The sequence below is a fragment of the Sphingomonas sp. CCH21-G11 genome (assembly GCF_001555965.1).
Classification (GTDB): Bacteria; Pseudomonadota; Alphaproteobacteria; order Sphingomonadales; family Sphingomonadaceae; genus Sphingomonas.
In genome coordinates, this window is sequence record NZ_LSHX01000030.1 from 12,944 (window position 1) to 29,469 (window position 16,526).

16 protein-coding genes are annotated in these 16,526 nt (G+C 68.5%); 14 read left to right on the forward strand and 2 right to left on the reverse strand.

Going from position 1 to position 16,526, the window contains the following annotated elements:
- The first annotated feature begins 118 nt into the window (after positions 1-118).
- Genes serA through AX676_RS07540 form a run of 3 tightly spaced genes read left to right on the forward strand, consistent with a single transcriptional unit; the run spans position 119 to position 3,240 of the window.
- On the forward strand, positions 119-1,696 hold the full coding sequence (gene serA / locus AX676_RS07530) for a phosphoglycerate dehydrogenase (RefSeq protein WP_066483328.1): 1,578 nt from the start codon (positions 119-121) through the stop codon (positions 1,694-1,696).
- A 51-nt stretch (positions 1,697-1,747) separates the two neighbouring features.
- The gene (locus AX676_RS07535; RefSeq protein ID WP_331709245.1) at positions 1,748-2,146 is read left to right on the forward strand and encodes an endonuclease domain-containing protein; all 399 of its coding nucleotides are present in this window, start codon (positions 1,748-1,750) and stop codon (positions 2,144-2,146) included.
- Positions 2,143-3,240, forward strand: coding sequence for an ATP phosphoribosyltransferase regulatory subunit (locus AX676_RS07540; protein ID WP_066483330.1), 1,098 nt, complete (start codon positions 2,143-2,145; stop codon positions 3,238-3,240). The genes AX676_RS07535 and AX676_RS07540 overlap by 4 nt, the downstream gene beginning before the upstream one ends.
- Before the next feature lie 225 nt (positions 3,241-3,465).
- Here AX676_RS07540 and AX676_RS07545 read toward each other — a convergent pair whose 3' ends face one another.
- Both AX676_RS07545 and AX676_RS07550 read right to left on the reverse strand, forming a co-directional pair.
- The gene (locus AX676_RS07545) at positions 3,466-4,491 is read right to left on the reverse strand and encodes an NAD(P)H-dependent flavin oxidoreductase (protein WP_066483333.1); all 1,026 of its coding nucleotides are present in this window, start codon (positions 4,489-4,491) and stop codon (positions 3,466-3,468) included.
- Between the two features lie 58 nt (positions 4,492-4,549).
- Positions 4,550-7,489: a M16 family metallopeptidase gene (locus AX676_RS07550; protein WP_082731176.1), complete on the reverse strand. Its 2,940-nt coding sequence runs from the start codon at positions 7,487-7,489 to the stop codon at positions 4,550-4,552.
- Between the two features lie 142 nt (positions 7,490-7,631).
- On the opposite strand from AX676_RS07550, the gene AX676_RS07555 reads away from it, so the two are divergent.
- From AX676_RS07555 to AX676_RS07605, 11 genes are all read left to right on the forward strand, one after another.
- Entirely contained in the window at positions 7,632-8,489 is an 858-nt protein-coding gene (locus AX676_RS07555) for an aspartyl/asparaginyl beta-hydroxylase domain-containing protein (protein WP_156437857.1), read from the forward strand.
- 54 nt (positions 8,490-8,543) lie between these two features.
- Positions 8,544-9,119: a NifU family protein gene (locus AX676_RS07560; RefSeq protein ID WP_066483696.1), complete on the forward strand. Its 576-nt coding sequence runs from the start codon at positions 8,544-8,546 to the stop codon at positions 9,117-9,119.
- A gap of 47 nt (positions 9,120-9,166) precedes the next feature.
- The gene (locus AX676_RS07565) at positions 9,167-9,766 is read left to right on the forward strand and encodes a malonic semialdehyde reductase (RefSeq protein WP_066483334.1); all 600 of its coding nucleotides are present in this window, start codon (positions 9,167-9,169) and stop codon (positions 9,764-9,766) included.
- A gap of 10 nt (positions 9,767-9,776) precedes the next feature.
- On the forward strand, positions 9,777-10,397 hold the full coding sequence (tsaB, locus tag AX676_RS07570) for a tRNA (adenosine(37)-N6)-threonylcarbamoyltransferase complex dimerization subunit type 1 TsaB (protein ID WP_066483337.1): 621 nt from the start codon (positions 9,777-9,779) through the stop codon (positions 10,395-10,397).
- Positions 10,394-10,876 carry a GNAT family N-acetyltransferase gene (locus tag AX676_RS07575; protein WP_066483347.1) on the forward strand — a complete coding sequence of 161 codons (483 nt, stop codon included), beginning with the start codon at positions 10,394-10,396 and terminating at the stop codon, positions 10,874-10,876. The genes tsaB and AX676_RS07575 overlap by 4 nt, the downstream gene beginning before the upstream one ends.
- A 104-nt stretch (positions 10,877-10,980) precedes the next feature.
- Positions 10,981-11,394, forward strand: coding sequence for a MucR family transcriptional regulator (locus tag AX676_RS07580; RefSeq protein WP_066483349.1), 414 nt, complete (start codon positions 10,981-10,983; stop codon positions 11,392-11,394).
- An 83-nt stretch (positions 11,395-11,477) separates the two neighbouring features.
- Positions 11,478-11,900: a Fur family transcriptional regulator gene (locus AX676_RS07585; RefSeq protein ID WP_066483351.1), complete on the forward strand. Its 423-nt coding sequence runs from the start codon at positions 11,478-11,480 to the stop codon at positions 11,898-11,900.
- A gap of 94 nt (positions 11,901-11,994) precedes the next feature.
- The gene (locus AX676_RS07590) at positions 11,995-12,783 is read left to right on the forward strand and encodes a lysophospholipid acyltransferase family protein (protein ID WP_066483698.1); all 789 of its coding nucleotides are present in this window, start codon (positions 11,995-11,997) and stop codon (positions 12,781-12,783) included.
- A gap of 116 nt (positions 12,784-12,899) precedes the next feature.
- Positions 12,900-14,213 (forward strand): tRNA (N6-isopentenyl adenosine(37)-C2)-methylthiotransferase MiaB, encoded by a 1,314-nt coding sequence (miaB, locus tag AX676_RS07595; RefSeq protein WP_082731177.1) that lies wholly within the window; start codon positions 12,900-12,902, stop codon positions 14,211-14,213.
- A 103-nt stretch (positions 14,214-14,316) separates the two neighbouring features.
- A complete protein-coding gene (locus AX676_RS07600; protein ID WP_066483352.1) occupies positions 14,317-15,384 on the forward strand; it encodes an NAD(P)-dependent alcohol dehydrogenase in 1,068 nt (355 codons plus the stop codon).
- A 91-nt stretch (positions 15,385-15,475) separates the two neighbouring features.
- On the forward strand, positions 15,476-16,483 hold the full coding sequence (locus AX676_RS07605; protein ID WP_066483355.1) for a PhoH family protein: 1,008 nt from the start codon (positions 15,476-15,478) through the stop codon (positions 16,481-16,483).
- Positions 16,484-16,526: the final 43 nt, after the last annotated feature.

Genomic DNA, 16,526 nt, shown 5'->3' on the forward strand with positions numbered 1-16,526 from the left:
CATTAGGGAGAGGGTTGGGAGAGGGGCCGCGCGCCCTGACGCTCCCTCGCCTTTCCCCAACATCCCCTCTCCCCGGCCCTCTCCCCAATGGGGGAGAGGGAGATGAAGGAAGCAAACCATGCCCAAAGTCCTGATTTCCGACAAAATGTCCCCGCTCGCCGCCCAGATCTTCCGCGAACGCGGGGTCGAGGTGGACGAGATCACCGGCAAGACCCCCGATGAGCTGAAGGCGATCATCGGCGATTATGACGGGCTTGCCATCCGCAGCTCGACCAAGGTGACAAAGGACATTCTGGCGCACGCGCCGAACCTCAAGGTCATCGGCCGCGCGGGCATCGGCGTCGACAATGTCGATATCCCCGCGGCGTCTGCCCAGGGCGTGGTGGTGATGAACACGCCGTTCGGCAATTCGATCACCACCGCCGAACACGCCATTGCGCTCATGTTCGCGCTCGCGCGGCAATTGCCGGAGGCGGACGCCTCGACGCAGGCGGGCAAGTGGGAGAAGAACCGCTTCATGGGGGTCGAGCTGACCGCCAAGACGCTGGGGCTGATCGGCGCGGGCAATATCGGCTCGATCGTCGCCGATCGCGCCCAGGGGCTCAAGATGAAGGTCATCGCCTTTGACCCGTTCCTCAGCCCCGAACGTGCGGTCGAGATCGGGGTCGAAAAGGTCGAGCTCGACCAGCTGCTCGCCCGCGCCGACTTCATCACGCTGCACACGCCGCTCACAGACCAGACGCGCAACATCCTGTCGGCGGAAAATCTCGCCAAGACCAAGAAGGGCGTGCGCATCATCAATTGCGCGCGCGGCGGCCTGATCGACGAGGTCGCGCTCAAGGCGGGGCTCGATTCGGGGCATATCGCGGGTGCCGCGCTCGACGTGTTCGCGACCGAACCCGCGCACGAACATCCGCTGTTCGGCACGCCCAACTTCATCTCGACCCCGCATCTCGGCGCATCGACCAGCGAGGCGCAGGTCAATGTCGCGATTCAGGTCGCCGAGCAGATGGCCGATTTCCTGGTCTCGGGCGGCGTCACCAATGCGCTCAACATGCCCAGCCTGTCGGCGGAGGAAGCGCCGCGGCTGAAACCCTATATGGCGCTCGCCGAAAAGCTCGGCAGCCTGGTCGGGCAATTGTCGCACGGCTCGATCCCGCGCATCTCGATCCACAGCGAGGGCGCGGCCGCCGAATTGAACCAGAAGCCGATCGTCAGCGCGGTGCTCGCCGGCTATCTGCGCGTTCATTCGGACACGGTGAACATGGTCAACGCGCCCTTCCTGGCCAAGGAACGCGGCATGGAAGTGCGCGAGGTGCGCACCGAGCGCGAGGGCGATTACCACACGCTGATCCGCGTGTCGGTCAAGACCGAAGCGGGCGAACGATCGGTCGCCGGCACGCTGTTCGGCAACGAAGCGCCCCGGCTGGTCGAGCTGTTCGGGATCAAGGTCGAAGCCGACCTGGCGGGCCACATGCTCTATGTCGTCAATGAGGACGCGCCCGGTTTCATCGGCCGCATCGGCACGCTGCTCGGCGAATCGGGCGTCAACATCGGCACTTTCCACCTCGGCCGCCGCGATACCGGTGGCGAAGCGGTGCTGCTGCTCTCGGTCGACGATCCCGTCACCCCCGACCTCATCACCCGCGTCCGCGCGCTGCCCGGCGTGAAGACGGTCATGGCGCTGAAGTTCTGATCAATACCCAAAAGCCCTCTCCCCATTGGGGAGAGGGTTGGGAGAGGGGCCGTGCGGCAAAAAACCAACGAAGCCATGCTGGCCCACGCCCGCGCGATGCGAAGCGCACCAACGCCGTTCGAGCAGAAGCTATGGTTCGCCCTCCGCGCCAAACGCTTCAACGGCGTGAAGTTCGGTCGGCAGGTCGTTATCGGGCCCTATATCGTCGATTTCGTCCCCCGCTCGCGCAAACTGGTTATTGAGGTTGATGGCGACACGCACGATAGCGACAACGCCCGGGGCGAACGCCGGACGGCATGGCTGAACGAACAGGGATATCAGGTGATACGTCTTACCAACCGGGATGTGGCAGGGAATTTGGAGGGCGTGCTGACCGCGATCGAGCTTGCGCGGGCGGCACGGCCCCTCTCCCAACCCTCTCCCCAAGGGGGAGAGGGCTTGAGCCGATGACCGGTCTGCTGCCCGAGGGATTTCACGATCGCCTGCCCCCCGTCGCCGACGCGGCGGCGCGGCTGGCGCGGCGCATCCTCGATACCGCGCATGGCCATGGCTATGAACAGGTCGACGCACCGCTTGTCGAGTTCGAGGACGCGCTGGCCGGACGATTGAAGGCCGCGTCGGCCAAGGACGCGGTGCGCTTCGTCGATCCGGTGTCGCAGCGCACGCTGGCGATCCGCCCCGACCTGACCGCGCAAGTGGGGCGGATCGCGGCGACGCGCATGGCGCATCATCCGCGCCCTGTGCGGCTCTCCTATGCCGGCCCGGTCATCAAGCTGCGCGCGGGCGAGCTCGACCCGGCGCGCGAGCGGATGCAGATCGGTGCCGAGCTGATCGGCCTCGACAGCGTCGCCGCCGCGCGCGAGGTCGTGGGCCTCGCGGTCGAGGCGCTGGCAGCCGCCGGCGTCACCGGCGTCTTGATCGATTTCACCCTTCCCGACCTGATCGACACGATCGCCGGCGACCGACTGAGCCCGGCGGCGCTGGCAAAGCTGCGCGAGCGGCTGGATGCCAAGGATGCGGCCGGGGTGGCACAGATCGATGCCGGTTTCCTCCCGCTCATCGAGGCCGCCGGGCCGTTTGACGCGGCGATCGCGCGGTTGCGCGCTTCGCCGCACGGCGCGATCCTTGCCACCCGGCTCGACGGGCTGGCGGAGATCGCCGCCGAACTGAACGGCGGCGTCGCGCTGACGCTCGATCCGACCGAGCGCCACGGCTTCGAATATCAGAGCTGGCTGGGTTTCTCGCTGTTCGCCGGCGGCGTGCGCGGCGAGATCGGGCGTGGCGGCACCTATATGATCGTTCACCCCTCGGGCGTCGAGGAACCCGCGATCGGCTTTTCGCTCTATGCCGATCCGGTGCTCGATGCCGGCCTCGGCCCTGTCGAGCGGCGGCGGCTGTTCCTCCCGGTGGGAAGCGATCCAGCAGCCGCCCGTGATCTGCGCGCGCAGGGCTGGGTAACGGTCGCCGCACTTACCCCTGACGACACGCCCGCGGCACAACTCTGCACCCACCAGCTGACAGCGCACGGCCCGGAACCCCTGTAACCGGCGGTTACACGGGCACGCTCATCCCCTCATCGTCATCCCGGCCTTGTGCCGGGGGATCAGGGGAAACTAGCCGATTTGCGTCCCCTGTCCCGTTTGCTTCGAGCGAAGTCGAAAAGCGTGTCTCGACTTTGACTTTCAAGTCAAAGTTTATCCTGAGCGCCTGCCTTGGCAGGCAGTCGAAGGGCTCGACACGAACGGGTTGATGCGCCGTCGAAGCCCCGCTCACGCCCGCTTGTCGATCGCCTCCGCCGCTTCGGTCATCAGCGTCGCGATGATATCCGCGACGGGTTCCTCGCGCGTCACCATGCCGACCGACTGGCCGGCCATCAGGCTGCCATGTTCGATGTCGCCGTCGATCACCGCGCGGCGCAGCGCGCCCGCCCAGTAATGCTCGATCTGCAGCTGCGCCTCCGCCATCGCCACCTGGCCCTCGTCCAGCAGGGCGGCGACCTCGCGCTGCTTGGCGGTGAACAGCTCGGTCCCCGCGTTCTTGAGCGCGCGCACCGGAATGACCGGCAGGCGGGGATCGACCTGGACGCTGGCGATCGCGTCGCGGGCGGAGGCACGAAAGAACGCCTTCTTGAAATTGGGGTGCGCGATGGACTCGGTCGCGCAGGCAAAGCGCGTGCCGAGCTGGACCCCCGCGGCCCCCATGTCGAGATAGCTCGCGATCGCCTCGCCCCGGCCGATCCCGCCGGCGACGAACACGGGCAGCTCGCCCGCGACCACCGGCAGAATTTCCTGCGCCAGCACGCTGGTCGAAACCGGGCCGATGTGACCACCGGCCTCCATCCCCTCGATCACCAGCGCGTCGACCCCCGACCGCATCAGCTTCTTGGCGAGGCTCACGGCGGGGGCGAAGCAGATCACCTTGGCCCCCGTCGCCTTGATCGCGTCGAGCGACCCCGCCGGCGGCAGTCCGCCCGCCAGCACGATATGGCCGACACCGTGCCGGCCGCACACCGCGATCAGGTCCTGCAGCTGCGGATGCATGGTGATCAGGTTGACGCCGAACGGCCGGTCGGTCAGCGCGCGCGTCGCCGCGATCTCGGCGTCGAGCAAGTCGGGCGACATCGCACCGCAAGCGATGACGCCGAAGCCGCCGGCATTGGACATCGCTGCGACCAGGTTGCGTTCGCTGACCCACGACATCGCGCCGCACAGGATCGCGACGTCGCTGCCCAGAAATTCGGTGCCGCGCGCCATGCGACGGTGGAGGCGCGCCTGCGCGGAGGTGAGGTCGGTCATCCCCGCCGCCTAGACGCGGCTCCGCGCCCGCGCAAGCGGGCCGCAACCGGCGGACGGCTCAGCGCGCGGGTGCCGCTTGCGCTGCCGCCGCCAGCACCGCTTCGTCGGGCAGCACCACCAGGCTCCAGTCGCGTTCGGGGCGCAGGTAGCGCGCCGCCAGCGCCTGCAGCGCCTCGGGCGTCACGTCGCGCAGGTCGGTGCCGAGCGTGCCGATCGCCGCCAGCCGCTTCGGATCGCCCGTTCCGCCCGCGGTCTGCTGCATCCAGAACTGGTTGCCGGTCGCGCTGCGCTGATAGAATTGCAGCACCGGGGCCTGGGCGCGGCGCAATTCGTCCATCTCGACCGGCCGCGCGACCAGGTCGGCCGCGATCTCGCGCGCCAGCGTGAAGAAGTCGCGGGTGCGGTCGGGGGGGATCATGCCGATCGCCAGCATCGTGCCGCCCGCCGACATGCCGACCGGCCATTGGTTGACCACGTTGGGGGTGTAGGACAAGCCCGCCTGCGACCGCAGCCGGTCGAGCAGCCGGTCGCGGAAGATCGCAGCCAGGATCTCGAGCCTGCGGCTCTCGCCCAGCGCGTCGCTGCCGCCCCCGGTCGGCCACGCAATGACCGCGGCGGCCTGGTTGGGCTGGCCGGTGTGGCGGCGCACGACGGGCTCGGCGACATGATCGGGAAAGCGGACCGGCGGCGGCGCCAGTGCCACGGGCGCGCGGGGCTTCATCGCGCCGATCGTCGCCGCCACCGCCTGCACCGCTGCGTCGGGCGCGACGTCGCCGAACACCTGGACCTCGATCGGCCCGCTCGCCAGCAACGGCGCCCACAGGTCGCGAAAGGTCTTCGCGTCGAGCGCCTCGATCTGCGCGCGGGTCGGCGCGCCCCAGCGCGGGTCGCCGTCATGGAGCAGGCGCTCCAGGTCGCGGCTCAGCACCGCGTCGGGCGACGCCGACAGGCTGTCATAGCTGGCCAAGAGCACCGCCTTCACCCGCGCGACCGGCTTCGGATCCCAGGCGGGATAGTCGAGCTTGGTCGCGATCAGCCGCAGCTGATCCTTCAGGTCATCCGCGGTCGTCAGCCCGCCCAGCACGAACGCATCGTCGTCGATCGCGAAGTCGAGGCCCAGCCGCCGCCCCGCGGTGATGCGGTCGAGCTCCTCCTGACCCAGCTTGCCGATGCCGCCCGCGATCAGCGCGAGGTCGGCGGCATAGGCGGGCACCGCGCGGTCGGCGGGCAGCGCGTTGAGCCCGTTGCCAAAACGTACGCGGACATAGACCTTGCCCGTTTCCCCCGCATTGGGGAACAGCAACAGCTTGGCGCCATTGGCGAAATCGATCTGCTCGATTGCCGGGCTGGTGAGCGCGGTGGTGCGCGCGACCACCTTGCCGGGCCGGCCCAGCCGGGGCAGGTCGTCGATCGACACGTCGCGCACCTTGCCCCGTGTCGCCGCCACGGCGGACACATCGGCGTCGAGCGCGGCGGCAAGCCGGGTGGCGGCGGTGGCGTCCGGCGCGGGCGTGCTGACGATCGCGCGCGTCGCGACGCCGGTAAACGCCTTTTTCGCGGCGGCCTGCACGCGCGCCGGGGTGAAGAAGTTCTGGGCGACCGCGCCCTCGAAGATCTGCAGCGACGTCTGCGGCCCCGCCACGGTTTCGCGGATGTCGACCGCGCTGACCAGATTGTCCGCGATCCGCGCGCCCGCCTCGACCGGCGCGGTGGCGACCGCGTTCTTCATCGCCGATTCGATCACCGCCAGCTCGCGCGCGATCTCGCTCGGGGCGATCGGAGTGCGCACCGCCTCGTCGATCGTCGCGCGCACGTCGCGCAACGCCGCCTCCCAATCGTTGCCGAGCGGCAGGATCGACAGCGAGGTGACATTGGCGGAGCGCGAGATGTCGTCCAGCTCCGCCCCCGCGCTGATGTAACTGGCGCCGCCGCGCGCGCGGCTTTCCAGCCGCCGGTTGACCACCTGCACCGCGACCAGCTCGACCATGCGCTCCTGGTTGAACAGGATGGTGTCGTCGCCGACCGTCCATGGCCGCACGATCGCGGCGGACACCAGGGTCGGCAGCGCCGGCTCGACGATCGCGGCGGTCGCCGGCCCGTCGGGGGTCGGCGTGCCGAAATCGGGCTGCGGCACCGCCGCGCCCTCGCCCCGCCAATCCGAGAAATGCTTGATCACCGCGGCTTCGAGCAGCTTGGGATCGGCGTCGCCGACCACGACGACGACCGCACGCTCCGGCCGGTACCAGCGGCGATGGAATTCCCGCACGCTTTCGGGGGTCGCGGCCTCCAGCGTCGCGACATTGCCGATCGGCGACCGGTCGGCGATCAGCTGGCCGCGAAAGAACAGCGCGCGGCTGGCATCGCCCAGCCGCACCTGCGGGCCCGGCTGCTCGCGCTGCTCGGCCAGCACGACGGGCCGCTCGGCGTTGAGCGCGGTCGCGTCGATCGTCGGCTGCGCCATCATGCCGGCCAGGATCTTCAGGCTGGTGTCCAGCCCCTCCGCGGTCGCCGACGGCAGGTCGAGCTTGTAGCTCGTCTGGGTGAAGCTGGTCGATGCGTTGGTGTCCGACCCGAAGGTGACGCCCAGGCGCTGCCACACCCGCTTCGATTCGCCGTCGGGCACATGCACCGATCCGCGAAACGCCAGATGCTCGATCAGGTGCGCGAAGCCGCGCTCGTTTTCGCGTTCCATCAGCGACCCGGCGTCGATCGCGACGCGGATCGCGACCTGCCCGGGCGGTACGCCGTTGGCCCGCACCGCATAGCGCACGCCGTTGGGCAGCACGCCGAAGGTCCATGCCCGGTCGGGCGGGATGTCGCTGCCCTTGAACAGCCACGGCGTATCCGCGGTCTGCGGGACGGGGACCAGCGCGGTCGGTGCGCTCTGCGTCGATGGCGCAGGCGCGGGGGTCGCCTGCGGGCGGCTGAGCGCGGGCATGATGGGGAGGAGGGCGATGAGGGCGCCGGCAAGGGCGGCAGCGCGGGGGAAACTGGACATAAGGTCTCAGCGTAACCGCAATCGCGCGCAGCGGCTAGCCGCAAGCCCTGCGCATTTCCGGCGATTTTTGACAAAGGGCGTCACCGGCCTGTCATCGTCGCGTCCGAAGGGCGGCGCGGCATGTCAGCTGAGTGATTGCGTGATGCACAGCCGATCCGATTCGCGGGTCACCCCGCTCCCCGCCGGTCGCCCCGCCAATCGCGCGGGCCCGCTGCCCGATCTGGGACGGGTGTCCGGTCTGCCATCTCCCGCACCGGCGCTGCGCGCCGACCCGCATCGTCCGTGGCTGGTGCGATACGGCAAGCATCTGCGCGGGGCTTTCGACTGGGTGATCGCGCGCTCGTCGCGCGTGCCGAACGGTCCGGTGCTGCCCGCCGACCTGTTCGACTGGACCCGGCGATTGCGCGACGAATGGCGGTCGGTCCGTGACGAAGCGGTCGCGGTCGCGCTGAACGGCGATGCCGCGCCGCCGCTCGCCACCATCTCGCCCGACCATCGTGCGATTGCGGAGCCGGGCAAGTGGCGGTCCTTCTTCCTGTGGGGCTATGGCTACCGGATCGACGACAATGCGAATCTGTGCCCACGCACCACCGCGCTGGTCGAATCCATTCCCGGGCTCAACACCGCCTTCTTCTCGATCCTGGCGCCCGGCACCCGCATTCCGCCGCATCGTGGCGTCAGCAAGGGGCTGATCACCTGTCATCTGGGCCTCGTCGTGCCCGATGACGGCGATGTCCGGATGCGCGTCGGCGACCGGATCGTGCGCTGGAGCGAGGGCGAGACGTTGGTTTTCGACGACAGCTATGACCATGAAGTGTGGAATGACAGCGCGCGGACCCGCGTTGTCCTGCTCATCCAGTTCGCGCGCCCGCTGCGCCAGCCGGGGCGGATGTTCGCCGACCTGTTCCTGGGCATTGTGCGCCGTTCGGCCTTCGTCCAGGAAGCGCGCAGCAACCTGGCGCGGTGGAATGCCGCGCTGGGTGCGCTGGACCGGCGCTGATCGCGCCGGTGCGCGGCCCTTGATCCCGGTGCGTGCGCGCGCCACATGTCGGCCATGCTGATCGAAACCGAAGCGACACCGAATCCCGCCACGCTCAAATTCCTGCCGGGCCGCACCGTCATGCCCAGCGGCACGCGCGACTTCGCGTCGCCCGAGGAGGCGGAGGCCTCGCCGCTCGCCGCCGCGCTGTTCGCGCTGGGCGATGTAACCGGCGTTTTCTTCGGCTATAACTTCGTGTCGGTGTCCGCCGCGCCCGGCGTCGACTGGGCCGCGCTCAAGCCCGACGTGCTTGCGGTGCTGCTCGATCATTTCAGCGCCGACATGCCGCTGTTCGCCCCCGCCAGCGCCGCCGGGATCCAAGTGCCCGCAGCCGACACCGCCTTTGCCGAGAATCCCGAGGATGCGGAGATCGTCGCGCAGATCAAGGAACTGATCGACACGCGCGTGCGCCCCGCGGTCGCCAATGACGGCGGCGACATCGTCTATCGCGGGTTCGACCAGGGCAAGGTCTATCTCCAGATGCAGGGGGCGTGTTCGGGGTGCCCGTCGTCGAGCGCGACGCTCAAGAACGGGATCGAACAGCTGCTGCGCTATTATGTGCCCGAAGTGACCGAGGTTCGCGCGGTCTGACCGGCCGGCGCACCGTTGTTCCACATTGCTGACAAAAGAGGAAAAGCATGGCCGATCCGCTGGGCGCCGACGCGCTCGACACGCTGTTCCGCGAGGCGCGGACCTATAACGGGTATCACGACACGCCGGTCGGCGCGGACGATGTCCGCGCGATCTACGACCTGATCAAGATGGGGCCGACCTCGGCCAACCAGCAGCCCGCCCGTTTCGTCTGGTGCCTCAGCCCCGAATCGCGCGAGCTGCTCGCCTCGTGCGTCTCGGCCGGCAATGCGGACAAGGTACGCAAGGCGCCCGCCGCGGTCGTGATCGGCATGGACCTCGATTTCCATGAACAGCTTCCCTGGCTGTTCCCGCACACCGACGCGCGCAGCTGGTTCACGGGCGACGACAAGGCCGAACTGCGCCGCGAAAGCGCGTTCCGCAACTCGACGCTGCAGGGCGGGTGGTTCATCATGGCGGCGCGCGCGCTGGGCTTCGACACCGGGCCGATGTCGGGTTTCGACGCGGACAAGGTCAACGCCGCCTTCTTCGCCGGCCAGCCGCAGGTGCGTGTCAACTTCGTGTCAACTTTCGGCAAGGGCGATCCCGCCACCATCTTCGACCGCAGTCCGCGCCCGGCGTTCGAACGGTTCAACCGGATCGACTGAGCGCCCGGCGTTGCGCACCCTGGTCATCGATACCGCCACCGCCGCCTGTTCGGTCGCGTTGTTCGATGGCCTGACCTGTGTCGATGCCCGGCACGAGGTGGTCGGGCGTGGCCATGCCGAACGGCTGCTGCCGATGATCGCCGAGCTACCGGGACAGGGGCGCGCGCCGCATATCCTGGTCGATTGCGGGCCGGGCAGCTTCACCGGGGTGCGGGTCGGGCTTGCCGCCGCGCTCGGCCTGGCGATCGGCTGGGGCGCGGATGTCGCCGGCTTCTCCTCGCTCGCGCTCGTCGCCGCGATGGCGCAGCGCGGCCGTGGCACGCGCGACGGGCTGGTCGTCGTGCTGGAGGGCGGGCATGGCGAGGTGTTTGCGCAAAGCTTTGGCCCCGCGCCGCTGACCGCGATCTCGCAACCCATGTCGGTCAAGCCGGCGGAGGCGTTCGCGATGCTCAATGGCAAGCCGGCCTATGGTTCGGGCGTGCGCTATCTGGTCGCGCTCGACGATCGGGTCCGCGCGACCGAGCTGCTGCCCGACGCGCGTGAGGCGATGCGCATGCCCGAAGAGTTTCGCCAGCGCCCCGCCAAGCCGGTCTATGGCCGCGCGCCCGACGCAAAGCCCGCGGCGACATGAGCACGACGCTCCACCGCATCGACCTGCGCGCCGGCACCGCGCGCGACCTGAACGTGATCGACCGGATCATGCACGACGCCTTCGACCCGCGCTACGGCGAGGCATGGTCGCTTGCTCAGGCGGGGGGAATGCTGATCCTGCCGGGCATCTGGCTGACGATCGCGGCGGTCGATGGCGAGGATGCGGGGTTCGCGCTGGCGCGCGCGGTGATCGACGATTGCGAGCTGCTGCTGATCGCGACACGCCCCGCCTGGCAGGGTTGCGGCGTCGGCGGCGCGTTGCTGCGTTCGGTGATCGCGGACGCGCGCGCGCGCGGCGTGACCCGACTGCATCTCGAAGTCCGCGCCGGCAACGATGCGGTCCGGCTCTATGAGCGCCATGGCTTCGTCAAGATCGGCGAGCGTCGCGATTATTACAGCGGCAATAACCGCCAGATGTTCGACGCCCACACCTATACTCGCACGATTGAGCAGGAATAGAACGGTTACTCGATTTTTCGATCTTGATCCGCACCGATCATCGTTCGATAGGGACATCGAAAATCACGGCCGAATAGGCCGGACATGTTTCGGAAAGGATCGAAATGGACAACTCGACCGATATTCAGGAAACCCTGATCACGCTGACTGCCGATATCGTCGCCGCGCATGTCAGCAACAATAGTGTGGCGGTGTCTGATTTACCCATTCTCATTCAGAATGTGCACGGCGCGCTCGCCAATCTTGGCACGCCGGTGCCGGAGCCCGAGGTCAAGCAGGAGCCGGCGGTTTCGGTGCGCGCGTCGATCCGGCCCGACTATCTGGTTTGTCTGGAGGACGGCAAGAAGCTCAAGATGCTGAAGCGGCACCTGATGACGCATTACCAGATGACGCCCGAACAGTACCGCGCCAAGTGGAACCTGCCCGCCGACTATCCGATGGTCGCGCCCAATTATGCCGAGCAGCGTCGCTCGCTCGCCAAGAAGATCGGGCTGGGCACCAAGCGCCGTCGCCGCTGACCGGCGCGATCGCGCGCTGCGCCCTTCCCCCGCGGCCGGCTTGGCGATAGACCGGACCGGTCGAAGCAAGGGAGTGAGCGGCGATGGCGCGCAAGATCGATCTCGAAGCCCTTTGTCAGGAAAAGGGCCTGCGCATCACCGACCAGCGCCGCATCATCGCGCGCGTGCTGTCGGAGGCGGACGATCACCCCGACGTCGAAAAGGTCTATGCGCGTGCCTCCGCCATCGACCCGGGCATCTCGATTGCGACCGTCTATCGGACGGTGCGGCTGTTCGAGGAAGCGGGCATCCTCGACCGCCACGATTTCGGCGACGGACGTGCGCGCTATGAGCCCGCGCCCGAAGCGCATCACGATCACCTGATCGACGTCGAATCCGGACGGGTGATCGAGTTCGTCGATCCCGAGCTCGAACTGCTGCAGAAGCAGATCGCCGAACGGCTCGGCTTTCGCCTGGTCGACCATCGCATGGAGCTTTATGGCGTTGCCCTCGACCGAAAGGGCTGATCCGCCGGTTCCCGCCGATCCCGGTACGGACGGCACCCCGCCGCCTGCCTTTCCGCTGCCCGTCCTGTCGACCGATCCGCGCGTGCGCGCCGCGATGGGCGAGCCGCCACGTCCCGGAGCGGCGGGCTGGCTGCGGCTGGGCGCACGCGCGCTGCTGCTGGTCCTCGCGCTCTTCCTGTTCGTGCCGCTCCATTATCTGTTCCGCCTGGTCCGCGCCCCGTCGCCCTGGCCGCGACTGTTCCTGGGCACCGCGGCGCGCATTGCCGGCGCGCGGGTCGAGGTGGTCGGCGTGCCGCTGAAGCGCGATGTCTTCTACGTCTCCAACCATTTGAGCTGGATCGACATCCTCGCACTCGGAGGGGCCAGCGGCACCGCCTTCGTCGCCAAGGCCGAGATCGGTACCGCGCCGATCGTCGGCTGGCTGTCGCGGATGAACCGGACCGTCTTCGTCAAGCGCGAGGACCGGATGGGCGTCGCCGAACAGATCAACCAGCTGCGCGACGCGCTCGCCGACAACTGGGCGATCACGGTCTTCCCCGAGGGGACGACGACCGACGGCCGCTCGCTGCTGCCGTTCAAGACGCCGATGCTGCGCGTGCTCGAGCCCCCGCCGCCGGGCGTCCTCGTCCAGCCGGTGCTGCTCGAATATGACCGCCCTCATGGCGAGGACATCGCGTGGGTCGGCGTGGAGTCGGGCAAGGACAATGGCATCCGCGTCCTGTCGCGCCCGGGCAGCTTTCGCCTGCGTTGCCACTTCCTCGAACCCTTCAACCCGCGCGATTTTCCGGGACGCAAGGCGATCGCCGCCGAAAGCCGCCGCCGGATCGAGGCGGCGCTGGTCCGTGCATTGGGCGAGCCGCTGCGCCCCTTTACCTGGCATTGACCTGCGATGGACGCCGATAAAGCCCCTCCCCTTCAGGGGGAGGGGTCGGGGTGAGGCCTGTCCACCCCCACGCCGCGCAATTGTCCAATCCGCCCCGTTCGGCTATGCGCCCGCCGATGAACGCGCCCCCCAAAACCTTTCACGTCAAATCGTTCGGTTGCCAGATGAACGTCTATGACGGCGAGCGCATGGGCGAGCTGATGACCGCGCAGGGCCTCGCGGTCGCCCCCGATGCCGCGTCGGCGGACCTCGTCATCCTCAACACCTGCCACATCCGTGAGCGCGCGACCGAAAAGGTCTATTCGGACATCGGCCGGCTGAGGCGCGACGACGGCACGCGGCCCATGATTGCAGTCGCGGGCTGCGTCGCCCAGGCCGAGGGCGCAGAGATCGCGCGGCGGACCAAGGTGGACGTCGTCGTCGGCCCGCAGGCCTATCACCGCCTGCCCGAACTGGTCGCCGATGCAGCACGGGGCGGCCTCGCGGTCGATACCGACATGCCCGTCGAATCGAAGTTCGGCCGGCTGCCCGCCCGCCGCCGCGTCGGGCCCAGCGCCTTCCTGACCGTACAGGAGGGTTGCGACAAATTCTGCACCTATTGCGTCGTGCCCTATACCCGCGGGGCCGAAGTCAGCCGGCCGTTCGCGGCGATCGTCGACGAGGCCAACGCACTGGTCGATGCCGGCGCGCGCGAGATCACGCTGCTGGGCCAGAACGTCAACGCCTGGACCGACGGCGACGGGCGCGGGCTCCACGACCTGATCCGCGCGCTCGACCGGATCGCGGGACTGGCGCGCATCCGCTACACCACCAGCCATCCCAACGACATGGCCCAGGGGCTGATCGACGCGCACGCGGAGGTCGAAAAGCTGATGCCCTTCCTGCATCTGCCGGTGCAGTCGGGCAATGACCGGGTGCTCAGGGCGATGAACCGCGCGCATAGCCGCGACGGCTATCTGCGCCTGCTCGACCGGGTGCGCGCGGCGCGGCCCGACATTGCGCTGTCGGGCGATTTCATCGTCGGCTTTCCCGGCGAAACCGATGCCGAGTTCGCCGACACGCTCAGCCTGATCGACGCGGTCGGCTATGCCCAGGCGTTCAGCTTCAAATATTCGGCGCGCCCCGGCACGCCGGCGGCCGACATGGCGGGCGCGATCCCCGCCGACGTGATCGACGACCGGCTCCAGCAATTGCAGGCCGCGCTCAACCGCGATCAGGCCGCGTTCAACGCCGCCAGCGTCGGGCGACGTTGCGACGTGCTGCTCGAACGCCCGGGCAAGCGCGCCTGCCAGCTGATCGGCAAATCGCCCTGGCTGCAATCCGTCCACGTCATCGCCGACGCGAGCATCGGCGACCTGGTGACGGTCGACCTGGTCCATGCCGGCCCCAATTCACTGGCTGGCGAAGCGGTCGCGCGGGCGGCGGCCTGATTTTTCCGCGTGGCGGGGATGTAACCCAAGCGATCCGCGCTATGTTGCGCATGACCGGTATCCGCCGACGTCGCAGTCCCACCGCCCAACCGACAGGATCGCCATGCCCAGCCCAGCGAAAGCCTATGCCGCGCAAGCCGCCGACGCGCCGTTTGCCCCCTTCGATTTCCAGCGTCGCGACCCCGGCCCGCGCGATGTCGCGATCGACATCCTCTATTGCGGCGTGTGCCATTCCGACCTGCACACTGCGCGCGGCGAATGGGGCGGCACGCTCTATCCGTGCGTGCCCGGGCACGAGATTGTCGGGCGCGTGACGGCGGTGGGATCGGACGTCGACGATTTCGCGGTCGGCGACCTCGCAGGCGTCGGCTGCATGGTCGACAGCTGCCGAACCTGCGCCAGCTGCCAGGCGGGCGAGGAGCAATATTGCGAAGGCACGGGTTTCGTCGGCACCTATAACGGCCCTGATCCGCAGATGGGTGGCCATACCTTCGGCGGCTATTCCGACCATATCGTCGTCGATCGCGATTTCGTGCTGCGCATCGGCCATGGCGAGGACCAGCTGGCGGCGGTCGCCCCGCTGCTCTGCGCGGGCATCACCACCTATTCGCCGCTCAAGCATTGGGGCGTCGGCCCGGGTCAGAAGGTCGGCATCGTCGGCCTGGGCGGGCTGGGCCATATGGGGGTCAAGATCGCTGCCGCGATGGGTGCCGACGTCTATGTCTTCTCCACCTCGCCCGGCAAGCGCGACGACGCGAAACAGCTGGGCGCGACCGACCTGATCGTCTCGCGCGACGCGGACGCGATGGCGGCGCACGCCAACAGCTTCGACTTCATCCTGAACACCGTCGCGGCCAGCCACGACCTCGACCAGTTCACCGCGTTGCTGAAGCGCGACGGCACGATGACGCTGGTCGGCGTGCCCGAGCATCCCCACCCCAGCCCCAGCATCGCCAATCTGGTGTTCCGCCGCCGCACGATCGCCGGCTCGCTGATCGGCGGCATCCGCGAGACGCAGGAGATGCTCGATTTCTGCCGCGACCATGGCCTCGTCTCCGACGTCGAGATGATCGACATCCAGGACATCGACGCCGCCTATGACCGGATGGTGAAAAGCGACGTCAAATATCGCTTCGTCATCGATATGGCGTCGCTGAATCAGGCGGGGTGAGCGCGGCGTCGGGCGCGTCGCGTTTTAGGGCTGGCGGGAACCCATCGCCTCTGCCACGCTTGCCTTGCATGATCCTGACTCCGGGAGCCCGATGAGCCGCAAGCCTGTTCCCGCCCAGCCCGGCGACCGTTCGCGCGTCGAGGTCAATTTCGACAAGCCGCAACTGCTGCCCCAGCTATTCGGTGAGTTCGACAGCAACATCCTCGCGCTCGAGGAGCGGCTGGGCGTCTATATCCACGCGCGCGGCCAGCGGGTGCAGATCGAGGGCACGGCGGAGGCAGTCGCGCATGCGCGCGAAGTGCTGCAGGAGCTGCACACGCGGGTCATCCGGGGCGAGGAGATCGACACCGGCCTGATCGATGCGGTGATCGCGATGTCGGCCGAGCCGACCTTTGCCGGCATCATCCGCACCGAACCGGGCAATGGCGCGCCGCCGCCGTCGATCATGATCCGAACCCGCCGCAAGACGATCGTGCCGCGATCGGTGGCGCAGACGCATTACATGCGCCAGCTGGTGTCGAACGACATCATCTTCGCGCTCGGCCCGGCAGGCACCGGCAAGACCTATCTGGCGGTAGCCCAGGCCGTCGCGCAGCTGATCACCGGCAGCGTCCAGCGCCTCATCCTGTCGCGCCCGGCGGTGGAGGCGGGCGAGCGGCTCGGCTTCCTGCCCGGCGACATGAAGGAAAAGGTCGATCCCTATCTGCGCCCGATCTATGACGCGCTCTATGACTGCCTGCCCGCCGAACAGGTCGAACGGCGGATCAGTTCGGGCGAGATCGAGATCGCGCCCATTGCCTTCATGCGTGGCCGCACCCTTGCCGATGCCTTCGTCATCCTCGACGAGGCGCAGAACACGACGCCTGGGCAGATGAAGATGTTCCTCACCCGTTTCGGCCAGAACAGCCGCATGGTGGTGTGCGGCGACCCCAACCAGACCGACCTGCCCGGCGGGGTCAACGCATCGGGCCTGAACGACGCGGTCGCGCGGCTGGAGGGGATCGAGGGGATGTCGGTCGTCCGCTTCGGCGCGGGCGACGTGGTGCGCCACCCGATCGTCGGGCGCATCGTCCAGGCCTATGAGGGCCCCGACGCCTGACGCGACCAGCGCGCCGGGCATCGGGGTCAGGCGCGGTTGTCGT

Excerpts from the sequence above, each read along its gene's own strand:
- serA (WP_066483328.1), top strand. The coding sequence starts at position 119 with ATGCCCAAAGTCCTGATTTCCGACAAAATGTCCCCGCTCGCCGCCCAG.
- AX676_RS07540 (WP_066483330.1), top strand. The coding sequence starts at position 2,143 with ATGACCGGTCTGCTGCCCGAGGGATTTCACGATCGCCTGCCCCCCGTC.
- AX676_RS07545 (WP_066483333.1), bottom strand. The coding sequence starts at position 4,491 with ATGACCGACCTCACCTCCGCGCAGGCGCGCCTCCACCGTCGCATGGCG.
- AX676_RS07550 (WP_082731176.1), bottom strand. The coding sequence starts at position 7,489 with ATGTCCAGTTTCCCCCGCGCTGCCGCCCTTGCCGGCGCCCTCATCGCC.
- AX676_RS07555 (WP_156437857.1), top strand. The coding sequence starts at position 7,632 with ATGCACAGCCGATCCGATTCGCGGGTCACCCCGCTCCCCGCCGGTCGC.
- AX676_RS07560 (WP_066483696.1), top strand. The coding sequence starts at position 8,544 with ATGCTGATCGAAACCGAAGCGACACCGAATCCCGCCACGCTCAAATTC.
- AX676_RS07565 (WP_066483334.1), top strand. The coding sequence starts at position 9,167 with ATGGCCGATCCGCTGGGCGCCGACGCGCTCGACACGCTGTTCCGCGAG.
- AX676_RS07575 (WP_066483347.1), top strand. The coding sequence starts at position 10,394 with ATGAGCACGACGCTCCACCGCATCGACCTGCGCGCCGGCACCGCGCGC.
- AX676_RS07580 (WP_066483349.1), top strand. The coding sequence starts at position 10,981 with ATGGACAACTCGACCGATATTCAGGAAACCCTGATCACGCTGACTGCC.
- AX676_RS07585 (WP_066483351.1), top strand. The coding sequence starts at position 11,478 with ATGGCGCGCAAGATCGATCTCGAAGCCCTTTGTCAGGAAAAGGGCCTG.
- AX676_RS07590 (WP_066483698.1), top strand. The coding sequence starts at position 11,995 with ATGGGCGAGCCGCCACGTCCCGGAGCGGCGGGCTGGCTGCGGCTGGGC.
- miaB (WP_082731177.1), top strand. The coding sequence starts at position 12,900 with ATGAACGCGCCCCCCAAAACCTTTCACGTCAAATCGTTCGGTTGCCAG.
- AX676_RS07600 (WP_066483352.1), top strand. The coding sequence starts at position 14,317 with ATGCCCAGCCCAGCGAAAGCCTATGCCGCGCAAGCCGCCGACGCGCCG.
- AX676_RS07605 (WP_066483355.1), top strand. The coding sequence starts at position 15,476 with ATGAGCCGCAAGCCTGTTCCCGCCCAGCCCGGCGACCGTTCGCGCGTC.